We start from the raw sequence: 18,011 nt of genomic DNA, 5'->3' as shown, positions 1-18,011 counted from the left end.
GCTGACGGCGGTGCTGGCGATCGACAGGCTCGGCAAGGGGGTGCGTACGGCGCCGCGCGATGCCCTCACGCTGCTTCGTCGCATCGGATGCTTTGGGCAGGGCGTTCGGCATGCACCGGATGCTTGACACGATACGGCGCGGCGCTGGGCCTCTACATCGCCTCGTGGATTCTGCTGCTCATGCCCGGACGGCTTCGCATCACGATCTTCGTGGTGTACGTTGGCGTTCGCGCTGCTCGGCCTGGCGTGCTCGGTTTCATTGTTCCGAATCGCCGCCCGCGGCCGAGGCGCCTGGGTGGCCCGCACCGGCGAAGCGGTTCAGTCTGCGCGAGTTGCGTGACCCCCGCCTGCGCCGCTGCTGCTGGTTGCGGCGCTGTTCGGGCTGCTGACGCGTTCGTGACGGGGTTCATCATATCTGGTGCTGCAGGACAGGGGCTGCGTTTGCAGCGGAGTGGTTTCCGCTGCTCTATGTGGGCACGAATGTGGCGTTCCTCGCGCTGGCGGTGCCGGTCGGCCGGCTCGCCGACAGGGTCGGGCGTGCGCGCATATTCGTGATCGGGCATGTTGCGCTGCTGGCGGCGTACCGTGTCGGCGGCGCTGCCGGTGGCGGGGGCTCCGATCACGATCGCCTGCCTTCTGCTGCTGGGCGTGTTCTATGCGGCCACCGATGGCATCATCGCGGCGCTGGGCCACGCAGTTCACGCCGGTGTCGGCGCGGGGCGAGCGGCATCGCGCGCGGCGCAGACGGTTGTGGCGGTGTGTCGTTCTTCGCGTCGACCGGTTTCGGGCTTCTGTGTTCTTCGCGGGGCGCGCGAATGCGTGATCGTGGTGGCGGTGGCGCTGTGCTGTGGTGATTCCGTTCGCGGCCTGGCTGCTGCGGCAGGCGACCCGGCGCCCGCCAGACGAGGGCCCGCCAGACGATGGCACGCCAGACGAGGGCACGCCGGACGAGGGCACTGCGGACGAGGGCACGTCAGACGAGCGCCCGTCAGATGAGGGCACCGCGGATGACCCCGCAGAACGGGTGGCCGAGGGGTGAGCGGTCGCGGGCGTTGGGCGTGGCTCGCCGCTGTCGTGGCCGTTGTGCTGCTGGCGACGGGCGGCTACGGCGTGTGGGGCGTATCTCGACTATCAGGGCAGGGTGTCGGCGGCAGCCGAGGCGGCGGGTGGCGCCGTGCCGTTCGAGAGCTTGCTCGATGGCCGCGGGTGCTGTTCCGCAACACACGGTTGCTTCGGGCAGCAGTACGGGTGGTGGCGCGGTGCCACTCGAGGGCGCCGACGGCACGGATGCGACGGTGGCTCCGGATGCTCCGCGCGCGGTCTCGAAGGTCGCCTGCGACCGCGTGCATGCGAGCGCCGACAGGGTGCTGTGCCTGCACACGGATCGCCGGCTCGGCTCGAAGTTCGAGGCGAAGCTGTACGACAACGAGTGGAACGAGCTGGGTGGTTGGCCGCTGCGGGGGTGCCGAGTCGCACCCGCATCACGCCGGATTCGCAGTTGTGGGCGAGCACGGCCTTCGTGACCGGCCACTCCTACGCGACGATCGGTTTCTCGACGGCGACGACGATCAGCGGCGCGGATGGCACCGAGTACGGCAACCTGGAGGACTTCACGACGACGATCGAGGGGGAGCCGCTGACCACGAGCGACCGCAAACTTCTGGGGCGTCACCTTCGCCGACCGATGGCAACACCTTCTACGCGACCGCGGCATCCGGCGGCAGCACCTGGTTGGTGCGCGGCGATCTGGCGAAACGCACCATGGTGTCGCTGCGCAGCAATGTGGAGTGCCCGTCGCTGTCACCGGATGGCACGCGCATCGCGTTCAAGAAGAACGTGTCGACGGGGTCGGTCTCGAGCTGGTCGATTGCCGTGTACGACCTGGCGAGCGGCACGGAGACGGTGGTCCCGGGCGAGAGCAGCGTCGACGACCAGGTGGAATGGCTCGACGACAACACCCTCCTGTTCGGTCTGCCGCGGCCTGGATGCGGTGGGAGACAGCGACGTGTGGTCGGCCCCGGCGGATGGCAGCGCAGAAGCCGACCTTGTTCATCGAGCACGCGTGGTCGCCGGCGGTCGTGCGCGGCTGATGCGTTGCCGTCAGCGGGGAAGCATCGTGTCGTTCGCGCCCATCTGAGGCGGTCGCAGCGACGGGCGCAGCAGGGCGCGCAGCGTCGGCCAGGAGGTGCGCTGCCCGAGGAGTCCGCGCCGCAGCTCCACGAGCACGGTCATGCCGAAGTAGAGCCAGGCGCGGCCGTCGCCCGCCCGCCGCCGGTACAGGCGCACCCGGTTGAGCATCTGCATGGTGTGGGTGGCCCAGCTCTCACCGGAGCCCCCTCCTATCTGCATTCCGCCGGCGCGCGGCGTGTACATGGTCGCCCATCCCGCATCCTTCGCCCTGAGGCTGAGATCGGTCTCCTCCGAGTACAGGAAGAACGACTCGTCGAGGCCGTCGAGGGCGTCGAAGCATTCGCGGTCGACGAGCAGGATGGCCCCCACCGCCCAGTCGACCTCGTGCTCGCTCTCATATTCGGATGCCCGTCGTTGCGTTCCGCTGAAGACGGGCAGGCCCGTGAAGCTGAGCCCTCCGACGCGGGCGAGCGTTCGGCCCGCGTCGGATCGTCGGGGAGAGCCGGCCGTCCTCCTCGCGCACCCGGGGGGCGACGATTCCGGTGCCCGGTCGACGCAGCGTCTCGAGCATCCGCGGCACAGAGTCGGGGTCGAGCGTCGCGTCGGGATTCAGGATGAGGATGGCCGAGGCATCCGGTGATTCGCGCACCGCCCTGTTGATGCCGGCCGCATAGCCGTCGTTCGTGGAGGGCACGACGGTGCAGTCGGTGCGGCGCGCGAGCAGCTCGACGGTGTCATCGCTCGACCCGTTGTCGACCACGACGACCGAATACGAGAGGTCACCGAAGGCGTCTGGCAGGCTGTCGAGCAGGCCAGTCACGTGCCGGCTGCTGTTGTAGGTGACGACGACCGCGGCGACGTCGAGAGGCCCGCTGCCTGCGGCCTGATCAGATGCCGTCACTGTGCGGCTCCCTTGCGTGTGGTGGGGCTTGCGTGTGGTGGCGCTTGCATGTGGGGGCCTGCGGGCGGATGACTCTCCCAGGTGATGCGGCGAACGCTCCCGCACAGCCCGGCAAGCAGAAACAGCATGCGCCCGCGATCGGGAACGAGAGCCCGTCGAAGAACGCGAACAGAACGGCCACATTGATGATCGACGCGGCAAGCGCATGCGCAAGGAGCCGCAACTGCGGTTCGGATGCCCGCTTCGCCCGGAGAGCGCTGCCGATGGCGGCGGCGAAGAAACCGGCGAATGCGATGACGCCGAGCACGCCCAGCTCGATGGCGATGAGCACCCACTGGTTGTCGAAGATGTAGTACCGCGGCAGGAAGAGACCGAAGCCGGAACCGATCACAGGGGATGTCGACATGAATTCGGGCACACGCGCCAGGCCGCTCGTGCGCGACTGTGTGCTTCGGGTCGTCTGCGGCGCCGGCGAACAGGCCGACGGTGGTGGTCAGCAGGCCGGGCACGGCCGCGAAGACGGCGACACCGAGCACCCCGCCGACGCCGATCGCGACGATGCGGGAGCGGGGGGAGAGCGCCGGGATCATCGACACCACGGCCACCGCGAATCCGATGATGGCGGAGCGGGAGACGGCCACCATCGACGACACGGAGATGAGGGCGACGGGCAGCCACCAGCGCAGCCCTCCGCGACTGTGCGGCGCCTGGAATCCGCGCGAGATGGCGGCGGCGATCACGAGCGGGAGCGCCGCGTTCAGCGCGGTCGCGTATTCGAGCGGGTGGATGGCGGTGCCCGAGGAGCGCACGACGCCGGCGCGCTCGCCGAGCCCGCCCGCGAGCGAGAGCCCCGGAATCGTGCCGAAGAAGTCGACGAGAGCCTGCCCGGTCACGAACTGAAGCAGGCCGAGCGTGGCGAGCAGCCCCGCGCCGATGCCGATGCGTCGCGCCATCGTGGTGAGGTCGCCCAGAGTGCGGATGCCGTCGACCGCGACCAGCAGCACGCCGGCCCACGACAGCAGCCGGATGAGCGCCGTGAGTGCCGGGCTCACCTGATCGTCGGGCTGGCCGCGCAGCATGGCTGCCGCGAAACTCACCAGCACGAGCACGAAGAACGCCATGAACGCGAAGCTCACCGGCTGCGACACGGGCCGCAGCTCCGACTCTCGCGCCTGCAGGCGGGAGATCACCCACCAGGCGAGGAGCACCAGACCCCAGATCAGGGACGGGCGGCCGAGCGTGCCGAGCAGACCGATGGTGACCCCCGACGGAATCGCGAGAAGCAGCACCAGGTAGACCGTGAGCATGCCGACCGCATCGATCTCACGCCGCGGTGCGCCACCGTCACGATCGAGGCGGCGGCGGGTTGCTCGCTGGGTCGACACGCCGAGTCACTCCTCGCTGTCGGGTTCGGACGCCGCGGGCTCGGACACGGCAGGTTCAGATGCCGCAGACTCGGATGCCGTCGGTTCTGATGCTGCAGCCGCAGACGCCGCCGGCTTCTGCCGCGCACGCTTGCGCCGCTGTCGGCTCAGCCCTTCGACGAGTCCGGCCAGCAGCAGGGTCAGCGCGGCGATGCCGAGGCCGCCTCCCGCCGCGACCAGGATGCGCGTGCGCTGCTCGGCGACGCTCTTCTCGTCGACGGTGATGGGGGATCACGCTCATCCGGTTGTCTGCCGGGATGCGCTCGCTCGTCTGGAAGTCCTCGAGCACCGTCGCCGTGCGTTCGACGAGCAGCGTGAGCACCTCCTCTGCCGCGGCGTCGCTGTCGGCGGTGACGGTGATGAGGATGATGGGGCCCGCCGTCGTGGTGTCTCGCGAGATCGCGATCTCCACTCCCGGGTGCTTCTCGGCCATGTCGTTGACCACGTTCTCCGAGCCGATCGCCCGCACCAGAACATCCGCGGCCGGTGCCAGGCCTCCCAGGAACAGGTACGGGTTCGCCCCCTCGGGGATGCTGTTCGCGCCGGGCAGCAGAAGCTGCGTGGCCGAACGGTTGTAGCCCGGGGGGATCGCGAACCAGGCGCCGATCGCGATCGCTGCGGCCGCGAGCAGACCAGGCACGACGATGTACCACCGCCTCAGCAGCCCACGGAGGGTGTCGGAGAAGTTCACGGAGTCTGTCCTTTCGCACTGTCAGATGCCCGATCGTGTCGCGCGGTGAGCATCCGGTCGATGCCCACGGATGCCCAGGCCCCGATGAGAAGGGCGACCGCGAGCATCGCCGCGAACGCCGTCACAAGGGCGCTGCGCGAGGGGGTGACGTGTTCGATCTGCGTGGTGAGCGGCACGACGGATGCCGTGATGCGGCCGTCATCGGTGACCGACAGTTGCGCCTGCTGCGATTCGGCGGTGCTCACGATCTTGTCGATCAGCTGCTGCTGTCGTGATTCGACCCAGTCGAGGGTGCGGCCGACGACCTGGACCTCGATCTCGGCCTTGTCGATCGTCGCGGCCCACTGGTTGCCCGAGTCGGCCAGGTCGACGAGCACGCCCTCGCGGATGCCGGCACCGTAGAAGGGGGCGTCGTCCATCGAGTATCGCGCGGCGGCTCTGCCGTTGTTGACCTGCGCCGTGACGGCCGCCGCGAAGGCGATGATGTTCGAGTCGTTCGTTCCGTTGCTCGGCGACAGGGTCGTTGTCGAGGGGCGCATGAACGAGATCACGGTTCGCGTGCTGTACGTGCCGCCGTCGTGCAGCATGAGCGCCGTGGCAAGCACCGCGCAGAGGAGCAACGCCAGCGGCGCGTACCAGCGTCGCAGCATTGCGGTCACGATGTGGCGGATGGTCACCGGAGCCTCTTCACCGCGCTCGCCGCGAGGTTGCGAAGATCCCGGATGCCCGGGCGATGCTCCACGAGGGAGCGCACCGACTCTGCCGTGTCGAGTGCCGTGACGCTGTAGCGCGCCTGGATGTGCGAGGTGGGCCTGGCCGGGAGGCGGTCGCTCGTGTACACGGTGCGGTACCGGGCCTGCCGCAGCCGGGCCAGCAGGCGGCGGTCGTAGCGCCCCAGCGGGGAGCGCGGCGTCATCGATGGGGCCGCCGCTGGCCTCGACGAGGGCGGTGCGGGCGTCGATCAGCTCGCGGCGTGCCTCGGCGTCGCTCAGACCGCGCCACGGCACATGCTCCCAACCGTGGCTGCCGATCTGCATCCCGGCGCCGCGCAGCTCGCGCAGGTCTGCCGGTGAGAGGCTCGCGGCGTCGTCGCGGCGGCCGGCGAGCGCGAAGAAGGTCGCCTGGAGACCTCGCTCGAGCAGTGCCGGAAGCGCCACCGAGGCATCCGAGGCGTTGCCGTCATCGAAGCTCAGCCGCACGCGGGGGTTCTCGCGGAGCTCATCGAGGATGCGCAGAAAACTGCCCTCTGTGACCCAGTAGCGCGCCTCGCCCGGTTCACGTTCGCGGATGATCGTGCCGATGCCGTGAAAGCAGATGTTGGCGATCATGTGGCCGCCCCGTTCGTCGCCGGTGGCGCGCCGCGCGTGCTCTCGTCGCGCCCCCACCCGTCGCCCGCCCGGACCGTGCGCCGGGCGAGCAGCCCCGCCAGCAACGTGATCACGACATAGGGCACCGCGGCAAACGCCAGCCGGGGAGTCGGCAGCACCACATGGCGCAGCCAGGCCCAGCGATCGGCCGGGCGCACCGCAACGTCGACCGCGCCGGCTGTGGCGGCCGCGCGCAGTTGGGCGTTACCGCGGCGCACCCGCACGAGCCTGTTCAGCAGTTCGCGCGTCGTGAACGGGGCGGCGACGACGACCTCGACGTCGCTCGCCTCCGCCTTCTCGGCATCGGCGAACTGGGAGTCGAGAAACAGGTCATCGGCGATCATGGCCGGGAAGGAGTCGAAGCGGCTGCGGCCCTGCTCTGAGAGTGCGATCATCCCGCGCCCGAACAGGCCGTTTCTGAACGCCGGCAGCCGTTCGTTGATCGCGCAGTACGCGCGAACAGGCCAGGGGCGCCCGGAGGTGTCGAGGCGTCGCCGCGGAACCACCGCGAGTGGGTATGGCGGATGCGAGAAGCGGCCGGTGACCGAGGCGAGACCGCCGGGCGGAACCAGGATGTCGGCATCGAGATAGATGCGGGGAAAGTAGTGCGCGAGCCGCTCGCCCGCGTTGAGCGCGGCGGCCTTTCCCGGCTCGGGGCGGTCGATCACGGTGACGCCGGCGCGCGTCGCCACGGCCACCGTGTCGTCGGTGCACCCGTTCGCGCTGACGATGATCTCGAGCGGCTCCGACACCGCCTGGCCCAACAGCGCGCTGAGGCTCGCCCCGAGCACATTCTGCTCGTTGTGCGCGGCGATCACGACGCTCGGCATGGTGCGGTTCCCTTCGCCATGGTCGGGTACGACAGGCAGTGAGTTCCCTCTTCGAGCAGGATAGCGGGCGGGCCCCCACTCGTGCCGTAATATTCGCAGCATGACTCGAGGAGAGATCGAGGTTCGGCCGATCGCACGGGGTGATGCCGAGGCGGTCGCCCGGTTTCTGTCGGCCGAGTTGAACCCTCGCGTGCCGCTCTCGGCGTGGGCTGCGCTGCTCGATCCGCCCTGGCAGGCGGAGGCCCCCAACAGCGGCTTCCAGCTTGTGGCGGGCACGGATGCTCAGGGTGGCGCCGAGATCGTGGGCGTCTACATCGCCGTCTATTCCGAGCGCGAGGTGGAGGGTGTGCGGCGCCGCTTCTGCAACCTGGCGGCGTTCTGCGTTCGCGAGGAGCACCGCGCGCAGAGCTTTCGGCTGCTGCGCGCCATCCTCGGCCAGAAGGGTTTCGAGTTCACCGATCTCTCACCGAGCGGCAACGTGGTGGAGCTGAACAGGAGGCTCGGCTTCGTGCCGCTCGACACGACGACCCGCCTGCTCGTGAATCTTCCGAGCCTGCCGAGGCGAGGCCTCGAGGTGACGGATGATGCGGCCACGATCGAACGGACGCTCACGGGGGCGGATGCGCGGCTGTTCCGTGACCACCGCGACGCCCCGGCGGCCCGCCATCTCCTCGCGGTCGACGGCGAGGAGTATGCGTACCTCGTCTACCGTCGCGACCGACGCAAGGGCCTCCCGCTGTTCGCCTCGCCGCTGTACCTCGGCGGCAGCGCGGCGCTCCTCGCGACGGCGTGGCCGCAGATCGCGTCGCGGCTGCTGCTCGGCGGCGCTGTGGCGACCCTCGCGGAGCATCGCGTGCTCGGCCGCGTTCCCGCCCTTGGCGTCACCCTGAAGGCCCCGCGCGCGAAGATGTTCCGCAGCGCCGAGGTCACAGCCCAGGGCATCGACTATCTGTACAGCGAACTGACGCTGCTCGAGTGGTAGCGGCGGGCATCCGGGACTGTTCGTTAAAGAGGTCATGGCCGCCCCGAGGGGCGGCCATGACCGGTTGATCAGTTCGCGGCGCGGACGGGCGTGCCGTCATCCCACGTGTTGTTGCTCCACACGTTGCCGGGCGCGTTCGAGTCGAACGACGTGATGGGGCCGTAGAAGCCACACTTGCCGGAGTCGCCTCGCTGCCAGACATTGTTGGTGAACCGGATGTCCCTGGTTCCGCTGGAGAACGGCTTGCCGCCGGTCGACCCGCCGTAGCTGCAGTAGCCGCCCGATCCGGCGCCGAACAGGTTGCCGTCGATGACGTTGTTCTGCACGACCGCGAAGTCGCCGTACCCGGTCAGTGCTGCCGAGCATCCGGCGTCGGGGGCGACATCCGGTGCGTCACACACGATGGTGTTGCCGCGGATGACGGAGCCGGCACCCATGCGGATGCCCGATTCGTGCGCGCGGCCCGAATCGTCACGGAACTGCCCGTGCACATAGGAGGAGACGACGGCGCAGTCGAGCGCGCAGTTCACCGAGCGGTTGCCGCCGGTGACCTCGACGCGGGTCGCCGTGAAGCGGGCGTCGCCGATGCCGGTCGCCACCTGGTTTCCGGAGTGCACCTCGCTGTCGGTGATCGTGAACGAGCTGGTACCGCGCTCGCTGTTCGAGACGGTGCCGTTGATGACGGAGCGGCTGATCACGACGTTCTGCGCCTGGATGCTCAGGGTCGAGCAGTTCACCTGCTTGGCGTCGATGACGGTGCCGGGTGCCGTGATGGTGCACGATCCGGTGTACGGCGTGAGGGCCGTGCCGGCGGGCACTCCCGTGGTCGCCGCCGTCGGGAATCCCTGAGACGGGGCGGGGGTGGGCGTCGGTGCGGGAGTCGGAGCGGGCTCCGGCTGCGGAGTCGGGGCCGGAGTGGGCTCGGGCGTGGGCTCCGGGGCCGGCGTCTCTTCGTCGCCGGGTGCCGGCGTCTCGCCGTCACCGGGGTTCGAGGTGCCCGGTTCGCCCGGCGTCGTCGGGCCTGCGGGGGCGCCGACGCTGAACACCACATCGACCCAGTAGTTGCTGGAGCGGTAGGTGTCGGTGGGGAACTTCGTCTTCGTGCCGTACTTGAACACGCCCGCGCCGCGCTTGATCGTCAGCTGCGACGACTGCGACTTCTCGTCGAAGTTGTGCGTCGCCGCGTAGCGACCGTCGGTGGCGTAGTACGAGACGACGTACGTCTTACCGGCCTCGAGGGTCACGGGCCGGTCGAACTCGGCTGTCTGCCAGCCAGAGTCGGTCTCGTCGTCGAATGTGGTCGTCGCGAGCACCCGGCCGCGTTCGCTCCACAGGGTTCCCGTGTGGGGGCCGACGGCGCGGTCACCCTTCCAGAAGCGCATCGCGGTGGCGTTGCCATCGGCGCGCACGCTGAAGCGGGTGCCGACCTCGACACCGGTGTCATCCGAATGCTCGACGAGGCTTCGTGGTGCCTTGTCGCCGAGGATCGTGTTGGCGGATGCCGCAACGGGGGCCACGCCCCATGGGGCTGTCACGAAGAGGGAGACGAGCAGCGCGAGAGCTGCCACTGCCGCCCCGAGGGCGAGTTTCACTCTCTTCGGGCTCGCCAATAGGGGAATCATCTTAAAATGAGGGGAAATCAAAATACATCCTAGCTCGTCTTGTGTGTCGAGTCGTCGCCCGCGTCGCAGTTAGGCAGAGCGGGTGAGGTTGTACCCCCATCGGGAGAGGCTTGCCCCCATTCGAGGGGCAACATGACCTGTCAATTAGAACCGACGTATGCCCCCGGGTCAAGCTGACGACACGCCTCACCTCGCCGTTCGGTCGGATGGTCGAGCCTCTCGCACCGTCGCGCCGCCTGCCACGAGCAGGTTCGTGAGCAAGGCGACCGAGCTGGGTCGCGGCGTGATGCGGCCGGCAAGCACACCGTCGATCCAGTCCTGCTCGACATAGCCGGGAAGGCGCGCGGAGGAGAGAAGCGCGGGGTTCTCACGCCAGTGCTCGACCACGCGCCCGGCAAGTTCTAAACCCCCGGCCGGAGGCCGATTCCTGTTCCGGATGCGCTGGGTCGCCTTGCGAGACAGGCGCAGCGCCGCACCCACCGTGCCGGTCACCGAGCGCCACGGGGTGGGGTGGGCCATGGCGATCGGGGCGGGCCGACCTTCGAGGGGAATCCGGGCCAGTTCGGGGTCGAGTTCGAGCTGCAGTCGGGCGAGAAAAAGAGAGTGGGCTTTGTCCCCCGGTGACAGCCGAGAGGCGAGACTGAGAAAGTGCTGGCAAAGCATCGGATTCACGACGACGCGGTCGTGGCCGACGGCCGTGTCGGTGGCTCCCGCCCAGCGTTGCATCCGGTGCCGCAGGTAGAGATCGTCGGTCGCGCGGAACCACTCCTCGCTCGCCGCCGCCATGACGGAGGCGAGTTCGTCGTCGGCGACGCTGCGGGCCCAGCCGGCGAACTCGCTGCCGAGGAGGCCCGGCTCGACCGACTCGTTCGCGAACATGCGCCAGGACGCGAGTTGTTCTGAGTCGATCCGCGTGAACGGGCGGTCGCGCACCGCCCCCAGATAGTAGAAGCCGCGGGCGACCTCGCCGCCGAGGCCCGAGATCCGCACCCCCTGCTCGAAGTTGCGCTCGGCGACGGAGAGAGCAGCAAGCGCGACCGGGTCGGCCATTCCGTCGAGCCGCACCGCAGCATCCGCCACCAGGCCCCACGCATCCGCGGGGCTCACCGCATCGAGCGCAGCGAAGTCGTGCGCCTCGTGCCGCAGACCGTAGCGCGCCGCGAGGTCTCGGGCGACGCGCACATCGCCGCTGCCGGGGCCTCCCAGGGTCATCGCCCGCAGCCCGCGCCGACGGGAGGCGGGGATGGCGCTGAGCAGGATGCGGGAGTCCTGGCCGCCGGTGAGCTGCAGAACGGCATCCGGATGATCGTCGAGGAGCGCTTCGAGGGAGGCACGCAGCAGCGCAGCAGCGCTCGCCACGGCGTCGTCGAGCGACACCCGCTCGTCCGCCTCAGCGGGGGCCGGGTCGATGCGCAGCCCCTGCGCATCGATGCGGGCGACGGCGCCCTCGGCGAGCTTCTCGATGCCGCGGAACAGTGTGCGCCGTCCCAGCTGCCAGCCGAGCAGCGACTGCACGGCCACCGCGGTGTCATCGAGCTCGGCGGCGCGCGCCCGGCCCGCGAGCAGCGCCGAGGTCGACAGCACAGGTGTGCCCGAGGCATCCGGTGCGCTGTGAAAGAGCTGCCGGAACCCCATCGAATCGGCGACCATCGTCACACCCCGCTCGTCGCCCGCGACGGCGGCGAACGGCGGGAGCAGGCGCGTCAGGGCTGCCGGGTCGTCACGCATCGCGTCCACGATCTCGGCGGGTGCAACCGCGCCGCGATCAGAGCGGATCACGCGCGACAGGGCGAACGCCGGGGCGGGGCCCAGCGAATCCAGCCCCCACGAGGCCAGACTCACGGGCCCGCAGCTCGCCATGGAGACGGCAGGATGCTCGAGGAGCGCGCTGATGCGCCCGGCGTCGTCGCTGCCGTGCGCGATGAAACCGGGCAGGGTCCCGAGCGGGCCGCGCATGTCAGGCAGCGGCGAGCTTGGCATCGACGAATCCGGTGAGCGTGCCCACCGTCTCGAAGATCTCGGCGCCGAACTCGTCGTCGTCGACTGTGATGTCGAAGCGGTCCTCGATCGACGTCACCAACTGCACGACGCCGAAGGAGTCGAGCTCCGGCAGCGAGCCGAACAGCGCGGTGTCCTCCTTCAGCTCGTCGGGGCTCTGGCTGAGTTCGAGTGACTCGATCAGCACGCCGCGCACGGCGTCGAGGGTTGTTGTCATGACTGCTCCTTGTGGTCGAGACGTGGCTGGTCAAAATGTGGCTGGGCGGATGCGTTGGGGCCTCTCACACGATGACCTCCGCCGGTGCGGGGTGGCCGAGGAACGCCGTCGGGCTCGCGGTGAGGCCGTAGGCCCCGGCCTGGAAGATGACCACGAGGTCGCCGATCTCCGCCTCGGGCAGCTCGACGTGGTCGCCGAGCAGGTCGAGCGGGGTGCACAGGCAGCCGACGACGGTGGCGCGTTCGGTGAGCGGGCGTCCGACGTGGTTGCCCAGCACGAGCGGGTGGTTGCGGCGGATGGCCTGGCCGAAGTTGCCGGAGGCGGCGAGCTGGTGGTGCATGCCGCCGTCCACCACCAGGAAGGTCGTGCCCCGCGAATCCTTGCGGTCGAGCACCCGCGTGACGTAGACGCCGCATTCCCCGACCAGATATCTGCCGAGCTCGATGACCGGCGTGGCCTCGGGCATCCGCTCGGCCACCGGCCCGTCGACGAGGTCGTGCAGGTTGTCGGCGACGAGTTGCAGTTCGAGCGGCTGGTCCTTCTCCACGTACGGGATGCCGAATCCGCCGCCCAGGTTGAGGTAGCGCACCGGGGTGGCCAGGTGTTCGGCGAGGCTGCTGACGAGGTCGACCGTGCGCCGCTGCGCCTCCGCGATGACGGCCGCGGCGAGATTCTGCGAGCCGGCGAAGACATGGAAGCCGAGCACGTTCACGCCGGCGGCCGCATAGTCGCGCAGCACCGCAGGCACCTGTTCTGCGTCGATGCCGAACTGCTGCGGCCCGCCGCCCATCCGCATCCCGGAGCCCTTCACCGCGAAGTCGGGGTTCACCCGGATGGCGACATTCGGTGTGAGCCCGAGTTCGTCGCCGGCGGCGATCACGCGATCGAATTCGGTGCGCGATTCGAGCTCGACGATGATTCCGGATGCGACGGCCTGCCGGATCTCGGCGGGCGACTTGCCGGGGCCGGCGAAGCTGATCCGCTCGCTGCGCATGGTCGTGTCGAGCGCGGCCTGCAGCTCGAGCCCGGATGCGACGTCGATGCGGTCGACCCTGTTCGCCAGATGCTGCACGATGGCCGGCATGGGGTTCGCCTTCATCGCGTAGCTGAGCTCGAGGCGTTCGGGGAACGCTGCGCGCAGTTCGTCGATGCGCCGGTCGAGCAGCCCGCGGTCGTAGGCGAAGAACGGTGTCGAGCCGACACGGGCGGCAAGCCGGCTGAGGGGCATCCCGCCGACCCTGAGCTCTCCGTCGGCCGTGCCGAATGCGGCGGCGTGATCGTGCGGCTTCATGCCACGACCTCCTCGGCGAGAAGGGTGCGATCGTATTTGCCGTTCGGCGAGCGGAGCAGCTCCTCGCGCAGCTCGATGCGCGAGGGCACCATGTAGAGCGGCAGGAGCTTCTTGAGGGCCGCGGTGAGCGCGACGACGTCGAGACCGGTTGCCGTCGGCGTGGCCACGAGAACGATCCTCTGCCCGAGTGCCGGGTCGTCGACGCCGAGGGCGACCGCGTCGCGCACGAGGCCCGTGCTGTAGGCGGCCTCCTCGATCTCGTCGGGGCTCACCCGGTAGCCGGATGTCTTGATCATGTGATCCTTCCGGCCCACGAAATACAGAAAGCCGTCCGCATCGGCCACGACCGTGTCGCCCGACCACACCGCGGTCTCGGGGGCGCGCCACTGCGGGTGCCGCACGAGGCGGTATCTCTCCGCGGTGCGCACGGGGTCGTTCCAGTAGCCGAGCGTGACGAGCGCCCCGCGGTGCACGAGCTCGCCCTCCTCGCCGGGTGCACACGGGGTGCCGTCGGGGCGCAGCACGAGCACCTCGGCGTTCGGGATGGCCCGCCCGATCGAATCGGGTCGACGGTCGACCTCCGCGGGGTCGAGATAGGTGGAGCGGAACGCCTCCGTGAGGCCGTACATGAGGTACGGCTCGGCGGTCGTGAACACCCCGCGCAGCCGATCGAGTGTGGCCCGGGGCATCCGCCCGCCCGTGTTCGCCCAGTAGCGCAGCCTCTGCGCGGTCTCCTCCGGCCAGTCCAGGTCGGCGAGCTGCAGCCACAGCGGCGGAACGCAGGTCAGCCCTGTGACGCCGTACTGCTCGCACAGCCGCGGCACCTCACGCGGCAGCAGGTAGTTCATGAGCACGCAGTGCGCGCCGACGGAGAACGCCGTCGTCACCTGGCTGAGGCCCGCGTCGAAGCTGAGGGGGAGCACGCTCAGGATGACGTCGTCGCTCGTGTTGCCCAGATAGCTGCTCACGCTCTCTGCGCCGACGATCAGGTTGCGGTGGCTGACGACGACGCCCTTGGGGCTGCCCGTGCTGCCCGAGGTGTACAGGATGGCCGCCGGGTCTACGTCGATCGCGGAGGAGGACGCCGGCTCGCCTGCCGCGAGCTGGCCGTGCTCCCAGCGGTGGAGCAACAAGGACGCTGCGCCGTCTGCTGCCATGTCACCCGATGCCGTGCGGTCGGATGCTGCCCCGTCACCGACGACGATGACCTGCGTGATGCGCGTGGCCGGCAGAATGGCCGCGAGCTGCGGCAGCCGCTCGGCCGAGGTCACGAGCACCTCCGCCCCGCTGTCGCTGAGGATGTGCCACACCTGGGTCGGCTTGAGCACGGGGTTGACGGGCACGAACACGCCCCCGGCGGCGGAGACGGCGAAGATCGACACGACCGTCTCAATGCGCTTCTCGAGGTAGATCGCCACCCGGTCGCCGCGCTGCAGGCCCACCGTGAGCAGCTGCGCTGCGGCCGTGCGCGACATCCGCCAGACCTCCTCGTAGTCGACGGTCGTGCCGCGGTAGCTCAGCGCGGGCGCGGCAGGAGTCGCCGCGGCCGCCTGTGCGAGTAGGTCGTGGAGGTGCGTTCTGATCGCCGTCACCGTGCGCCCCGCTCTGCGTCTGCGCCGCGCTCGACGAGATAGCGCTCGAACCCGGTCTCGTCGTCGAGGTCGACGTAGCGCCGCCCCTGCGGATCGGTGTCGGATGCGTCATCCGCTTCGGTCACGGGCGTGACCTCGAGCGGTGCGAAGCCGGTCAGCCGGTCGAAGACGGAGACGTAGGCAGTGGCCTGCGGCCGCCAGTCCAGGAGTGTGGAGACGCGGGCCCGGGCCGCCCGGCCGAGCCGCGCGCGAAGCGAGGGGTCGTCGATGAGCGCCTCGACCGCATCCGCGAACGCCGCCACATCGCCGGAGGGCACATAGAGGAGGGTGTCGCCGCCCGAGACGCGGGTCTCGGTGAGGTCGAACGACACGGCGGGCAGCCCGTAGGCCATGTACTCCATGGTCTTGTTCATCGTCGACAGCTCGTTGAGCGGGGTCTTCAGATCGGGGCAGAGGCCGATGTCGGCGCGGCTGAGATGCTCCGCGATCTCGGCCCGGTCGACCCGACCGGTGAAGCTCACATGGTCGTCGAGCCCCAACGCCGTCGACTGGGCCTTCAGCTCCTCGAGGCAGTCGCCGAATCCGAGCAGTGTGGCCGTCACGGTGCTGCGGCCGCGACGGTGCACGAGCTCGTCGACGACGAGCAGCACCTGGTCGACGCCGTCCTGCGGCCCCATGATTCCGAGATAGACGAGGTTGATCTCGCCGGCAGGGCGGGGGTGGTCCGGATGGATGGGGCGCATCTGCCGGGTGTCTGGCCCGCTGCGAACGACGGTCACCTTGCTGGGCATGCGGCCTCCTCGCCGGATGGCGACCGCCTTGTACGACTCGTTGGTCGAGATCACGTGCTGCGCGGCGCGGAAGGTGCGGCGCTCGAGCCAGAGCAGGCCGCGGTGTTCAAGCGCCTTCAGGCCGCCGCGCGGCTCACCGAAGCGCGACACGAACAGTTCGGGGTTGAGGTCGTGGTGGTCGAACACGAAGTCGACGCCGAAGGGGCGCCACAGCAGCGCGAGCAGCCAGTAGGTGTCCGGCGGGTTGCAGGCCTGGATCACATCGAAGCGCTGCATCCGGCGTACTTTCAGCGAAAGCCAGGCGGTGCGCACCCAGCTGTACGCGAACTCCCACACGAAGCCGAGGAGCCCCTTCGCCTCGGGCGCGGGGGCGTACTTGTGGATGCTGACGCCGTCGAGCAGCTGATGTGCGGGGTCGCCGGGCCCCTTCGGGCAGATCACGCTGACGCTGTAGCCGCGGGCCACGAGGGCCTGGCACTCCAGCCAGACCCGGCGGTCGAGCGGTACCGGCAGATTCTGCACGATGATCAGCACATGCGGCGGGGTCGCGGCGCGGGAGGTCATGAGGGCTCCTTCAGCTCGGAACCGGCCGGGGCCGGCATCGATGGGACGGATGCTGCTGGTGTGGATGCTGATGAGGCGGATGCCGCAGGGTCGGATGCTGCTAGGTCGGATGCTGCCGGGCCGGATTTCTGTCCGCCGAGCTTCGCCGGGAGGCGGGGCAGATACGCGCGCAACTCTGAGACGAGCTGGCGGGCGAGCAGGCGCACGATGACGAGATAGGCGAGCAGCACGGCGACGCCGATGAGCAGGATGCGCACGAGGGGGGCGAGGCCGTCGGTCAGTGCGAGCACCAGCCATCCGGCCCCGCCCCCGCAGATGGTTGCGGCGGCGAGGAAGCCGAAAGGCCCGGCGAGGGTTCTCGGCGACGTCTGCAGGAGCCGGGCGACGAGGAACCAGCGGCTCACGGTGGCGAGCACGGCCACGGCGAGGAAGCCGTAGGCGGCGGCCTCGAGCCCCCACTGCGCGGTCAGCGCGGTGGCCGCGACGGTGCAGGCGTCGATGAACAGCGCGTAGAGGAACCACCGGCCCGGCCTGCCGAGGCCGTAGAAGAGACCGTGGTCGAGGGTCGCCCCGACGACCAGCAGACCGGCGAGGGCGAGCACTTGGGCGACGCGCGCGCTCTGCTCCCAGCCGTCGCCGAAGACGATGGGGATCACCAGCGGTGCCGCCACCGCGAGAAGAGTCAGGGGCGGGGACATGACCGCGTACGTCATCCGGAGCGCTTTGAGGTAGGCGCTGCGCAGCCGCTCGGAGGAGCCCCGGATCTTCGCGAACGCGACCGTGGAGACCGGAACGAGCGCCGCCCCCGTGAGGTCTTGCACGATCTGCACGAGCCTCTGCGCGATGTTCAGATAGCCGAGCGCCGCCATGCCGAGCACGGTCGAGATGATGGCCGCCTCGGCCCAGGCGCGGAACATGGCCACGAACTCGACGCCGAGCACCTGGCTGCCGAAGCGCGCCATGACACGGAACTCGGCGTAGGAGAATGCGAAGGCCGGCCGCCAGCGGGCGGCCACCCAGGCGAGCACGGCGGTCAGGAACAGCGAGACCAGGATCTGCCCGACCAGCGCCCACACGCCGAGACCCGCGAGCGTCATCCCCACCGCCACGACCTGCGCGACCACGGCGGCCACACTGCCCTGCGCGGCGATCGCCCGGAACCGCATCCCGCGCCGCAGAAGTGCCATGGGAACGGATGCCGTCGCCGTGAACACGACGGCGAGCGAGAGCACCTGCATCACGGGCACGATCTGTTCCGAGCGGAACACCAGCCCGACGAGGGGAGCGCACAGGATGAGCGCCCCGGCCAGGAGCAGACCGGCGACCGTGGAGAACCAGAACCCGGTGCTCAGCATCCGGCGGTCCGTTGTGTCGGCCTGCACGATGTAGGCGGCGAATCCCAGATCGGCCAGCAGATAGAAGAAGGGGAGCATGGTGGATGCGGCGGCGACGGTGCCGAAGTCCTCCGGGCTGAGAAAGCGGGTGAGCACGGCGATCGTGACGAAGCCCGTGATCCTGATCGCCCATTTCTGCACGATCAGCCACAGCACGCCGGAGGCCGCCTGGCGCCCTATCGAATCCGGCTGCTGCGTGCCTGTCTGTTCTGGCATG

17 protein-coding genes are annotated in these 18,011 nt (G+C 69.7%); 3 read left to right on the top strand and 14 right to left on the bottom strand.

Annotated elements, in window-relative coordinates:
• Positions 1-847: 847 nt before the first annotated feature.
• Positions 848-1,039 (top strand): hypothetical protein, encoded by a 192-nt coding sequence (locus tag FB562_RS12935; protein WP_141881710.1) that lies wholly within the window; start codon positions 848-850, stop codon positions 1,037-1,039.
• A 157-nt stretch (positions 1,040-1,196) separates the two neighbouring features.
• Positions 1,197-1,523, top strand: coding sequence for a hypothetical protein (locus tag FB562_RS12930; protein ID WP_141881709.1), 327 nt, complete (start codon positions 1,197-1,199; stop codon positions 1,521-1,523).
• A gap of 174 nt (positions 1,524-1,697) precedes the next feature.
• Here FB562_RS12930 and FB562_RS12925 read toward each other — a convergent pair whose 3' ends face one another.
• From FB562_RS12925 to FB562_RS12895, 7 genes are all read right to left on the bottom strand, one after another.
• Positions 1,698-1,955, bottom strand: a complete 258-nt coding sequence (locus FB562_RS12925) for a hypothetical protein (RefSeq protein ID WP_141881708.1) — start codon at positions 1,953-1,955, stop codon at positions 1,698-1,700.
• 145 nt (positions 1,956-2,100) lie between these two features.
• Complete coding sequence (locus FB562_RS12920) at positions 2,101-2,499, bottom strand: glycosyltransferase family 2 protein (protein ID WP_141881707.1); 399 nt, start codon at positions 2,497-2,499, stop codon at positions 2,101-2,103.
• A gap of 25 nt (positions 2,500-2,524) precedes the next feature.
• A complete protein-coding gene (locus tag FB562_RS12915; protein ID WP_185740583.1) occupies positions 2,525-3,031 on the bottom strand; it encodes a glycosyltransferase in 507 nt (168 codons plus the stop codon).
• Positions 3,028-4,416, bottom strand: coding sequence for a hypothetical protein (locus tag FB562_RS13685; RefSeq protein ID WP_185740582.1), 1,389 nt, complete (start codon positions 4,414-4,416; stop codon positions 3,028-3,030). Before FB562_RS13685 ends, FB562_RS12915 begins: the two co-directional genes overlap by 4 nt.
• A 55-nt stretch (positions 4,417-4,471) precedes the next feature.
• A complete protein-coding gene (locus FB562_RS12910) occupies positions 4,472-5,146 on the bottom strand; it encodes a hypothetical protein (RefSeq protein WP_141881705.1) in 675 nt (224 codons plus the stop codon).
• Positions 5,143-6,474, bottom strand: coding sequence for a polysaccharide deacetylase family protein (locus tag FB562_RS13730; RefSeq protein WP_221625426.1), 1,332 nt, complete (start codon positions 6,472-6,474; stop codon positions 5,143-5,145). Before FB562_RS13730 ends, FB562_RS12910 begins: the two co-directional genes overlap by 4 nt.
• A complete protein-coding gene (locus tag FB562_RS12895) occupies positions 6,471-7,343 on the bottom strand; it encodes a glycosyltransferase family 2 protein (RefSeq protein ID WP_141881703.1) in 873 nt (290 codons plus the stop codon). The genes FB562_RS13730 and FB562_RS12895 overlap by 4 nt, the downstream gene beginning before the upstream one ends.
• Positions 7,344-7,443: 100 nt before the next feature.
• Here FB562_RS12895 and FB562_RS12890 point away from each other — a divergent pair, with 100 nt between their 5' ends.
• On the top strand, positions 7,444-8,325 hold the full coding sequence (locus FB562_RS12890) for a hypothetical protein (protein ID WP_221625425.1): 882 nt from the start codon (positions 7,444-7,446) through the stop codon (positions 8,323-8,325).
• Between the two features lie 68 nt (positions 8,326-8,393).
• Here FB562_RS12890 and FB562_RS12885 read toward each other — a convergent pair whose 3' ends face one another.
• The 7 genes from FB562_RS12885 to FB562_RS12855 all read right to left on the bottom strand — a co-directional run bounded on the left by FB562_RS12885 (position 8,394) and on the right by FB562_RS12855 (position 18,010).
• Positions 8,394-9,917 (bottom strand): DUF4082 domain-containing protein, encoded by a 1,524-nt coding sequence (locus FB562_RS12885; RefSeq protein WP_185740581.1) that lies wholly within the window; start codon positions 9,915-9,917, stop codon positions 8,394-8,396.
• 216 nt (positions 9,918-10,133) lie between these two features.
• A complete protein-coding gene (locus tag FB562_RS12880; RefSeq protein WP_141881701.1) occupies positions 10,134-11,927 on the bottom strand; it encodes an asparagine synthetase B family protein in 1,794 nt (597 codons plus the stop codon).
• Positions 11,905-12,162, bottom strand: a complete 258-nt coding sequence (locus tag FB562_RS12875) for an acyl carrier protein (RefSeq protein WP_141881700.1) — start codon at positions 12,160-12,162, stop codon at positions 11,905-11,907. The genes FB562_RS12880 and FB562_RS12875 overlap by 23 nt, the downstream gene beginning before the upstream one ends.
• Before the next feature lie 64 nt (positions 12,163-12,226).
• Entirely contained in the window at positions 12,227-13,453 is a 1,227-nt protein-coding gene (locus tag FB562_RS12870; RefSeq protein WP_141881699.1) for a pyridoxal-dependent decarboxylase, exosortase A system-associated, read from the bottom strand.
• Positions 13,450-15,045 carry an acyl-CoA ligase (AMP-forming), exosortase A system-associated gene (locus FB562_RS12865; protein ID WP_246081498.1) on the bottom strand — a complete coding sequence of 532 codons (1,596 nt, stop codon included), beginning with the start codon at positions 15,043-15,045 and terminating at the stop codon, positions 13,450-13,452. Before FB562_RS12865 ends, FB562_RS12870 begins: the two co-directional genes overlap by 4 nt.
• A complete protein-coding gene (locus tag FB562_RS12860; RefSeq protein ID WP_141881698.1) occupies positions 15,042-16,400 on the bottom strand; it encodes a glycosyltransferase family 4 protein in 1,359 nt (452 codons plus the stop codon). The genes FB562_RS12865 and FB562_RS12860 overlap by 4 nt, the downstream gene beginning before the upstream one ends.
• Positions 16,397-18,010, bottom strand: a complete 1,614-nt coding sequence (locus FB562_RS12855) for a lipopolysaccharide biosynthesis protein (protein ID WP_141881697.1) — start codon at positions 18,008-18,010, stop codon at positions 16,397-16,399. Before FB562_RS12855 ends, FB562_RS12860 begins: the two co-directional genes overlap by 4 nt.
• Position 18,011: the final 1 nt, after the last annotated feature.

Source organism: Homoserinimonas aerilata (assembly GCF_006716125.1).
GTDB lineage: Bacteria > Actinomycetota > Actinomycetes > Actinomycetales > Microbacteriaceae > Homoserinimonas > Homoserinimonas aerilata.
The sequence above is the reverse complement of the archived record's forward strand: the minus strand, read 5'-3'. Positions and strand labels throughout refer to the sequence as shown.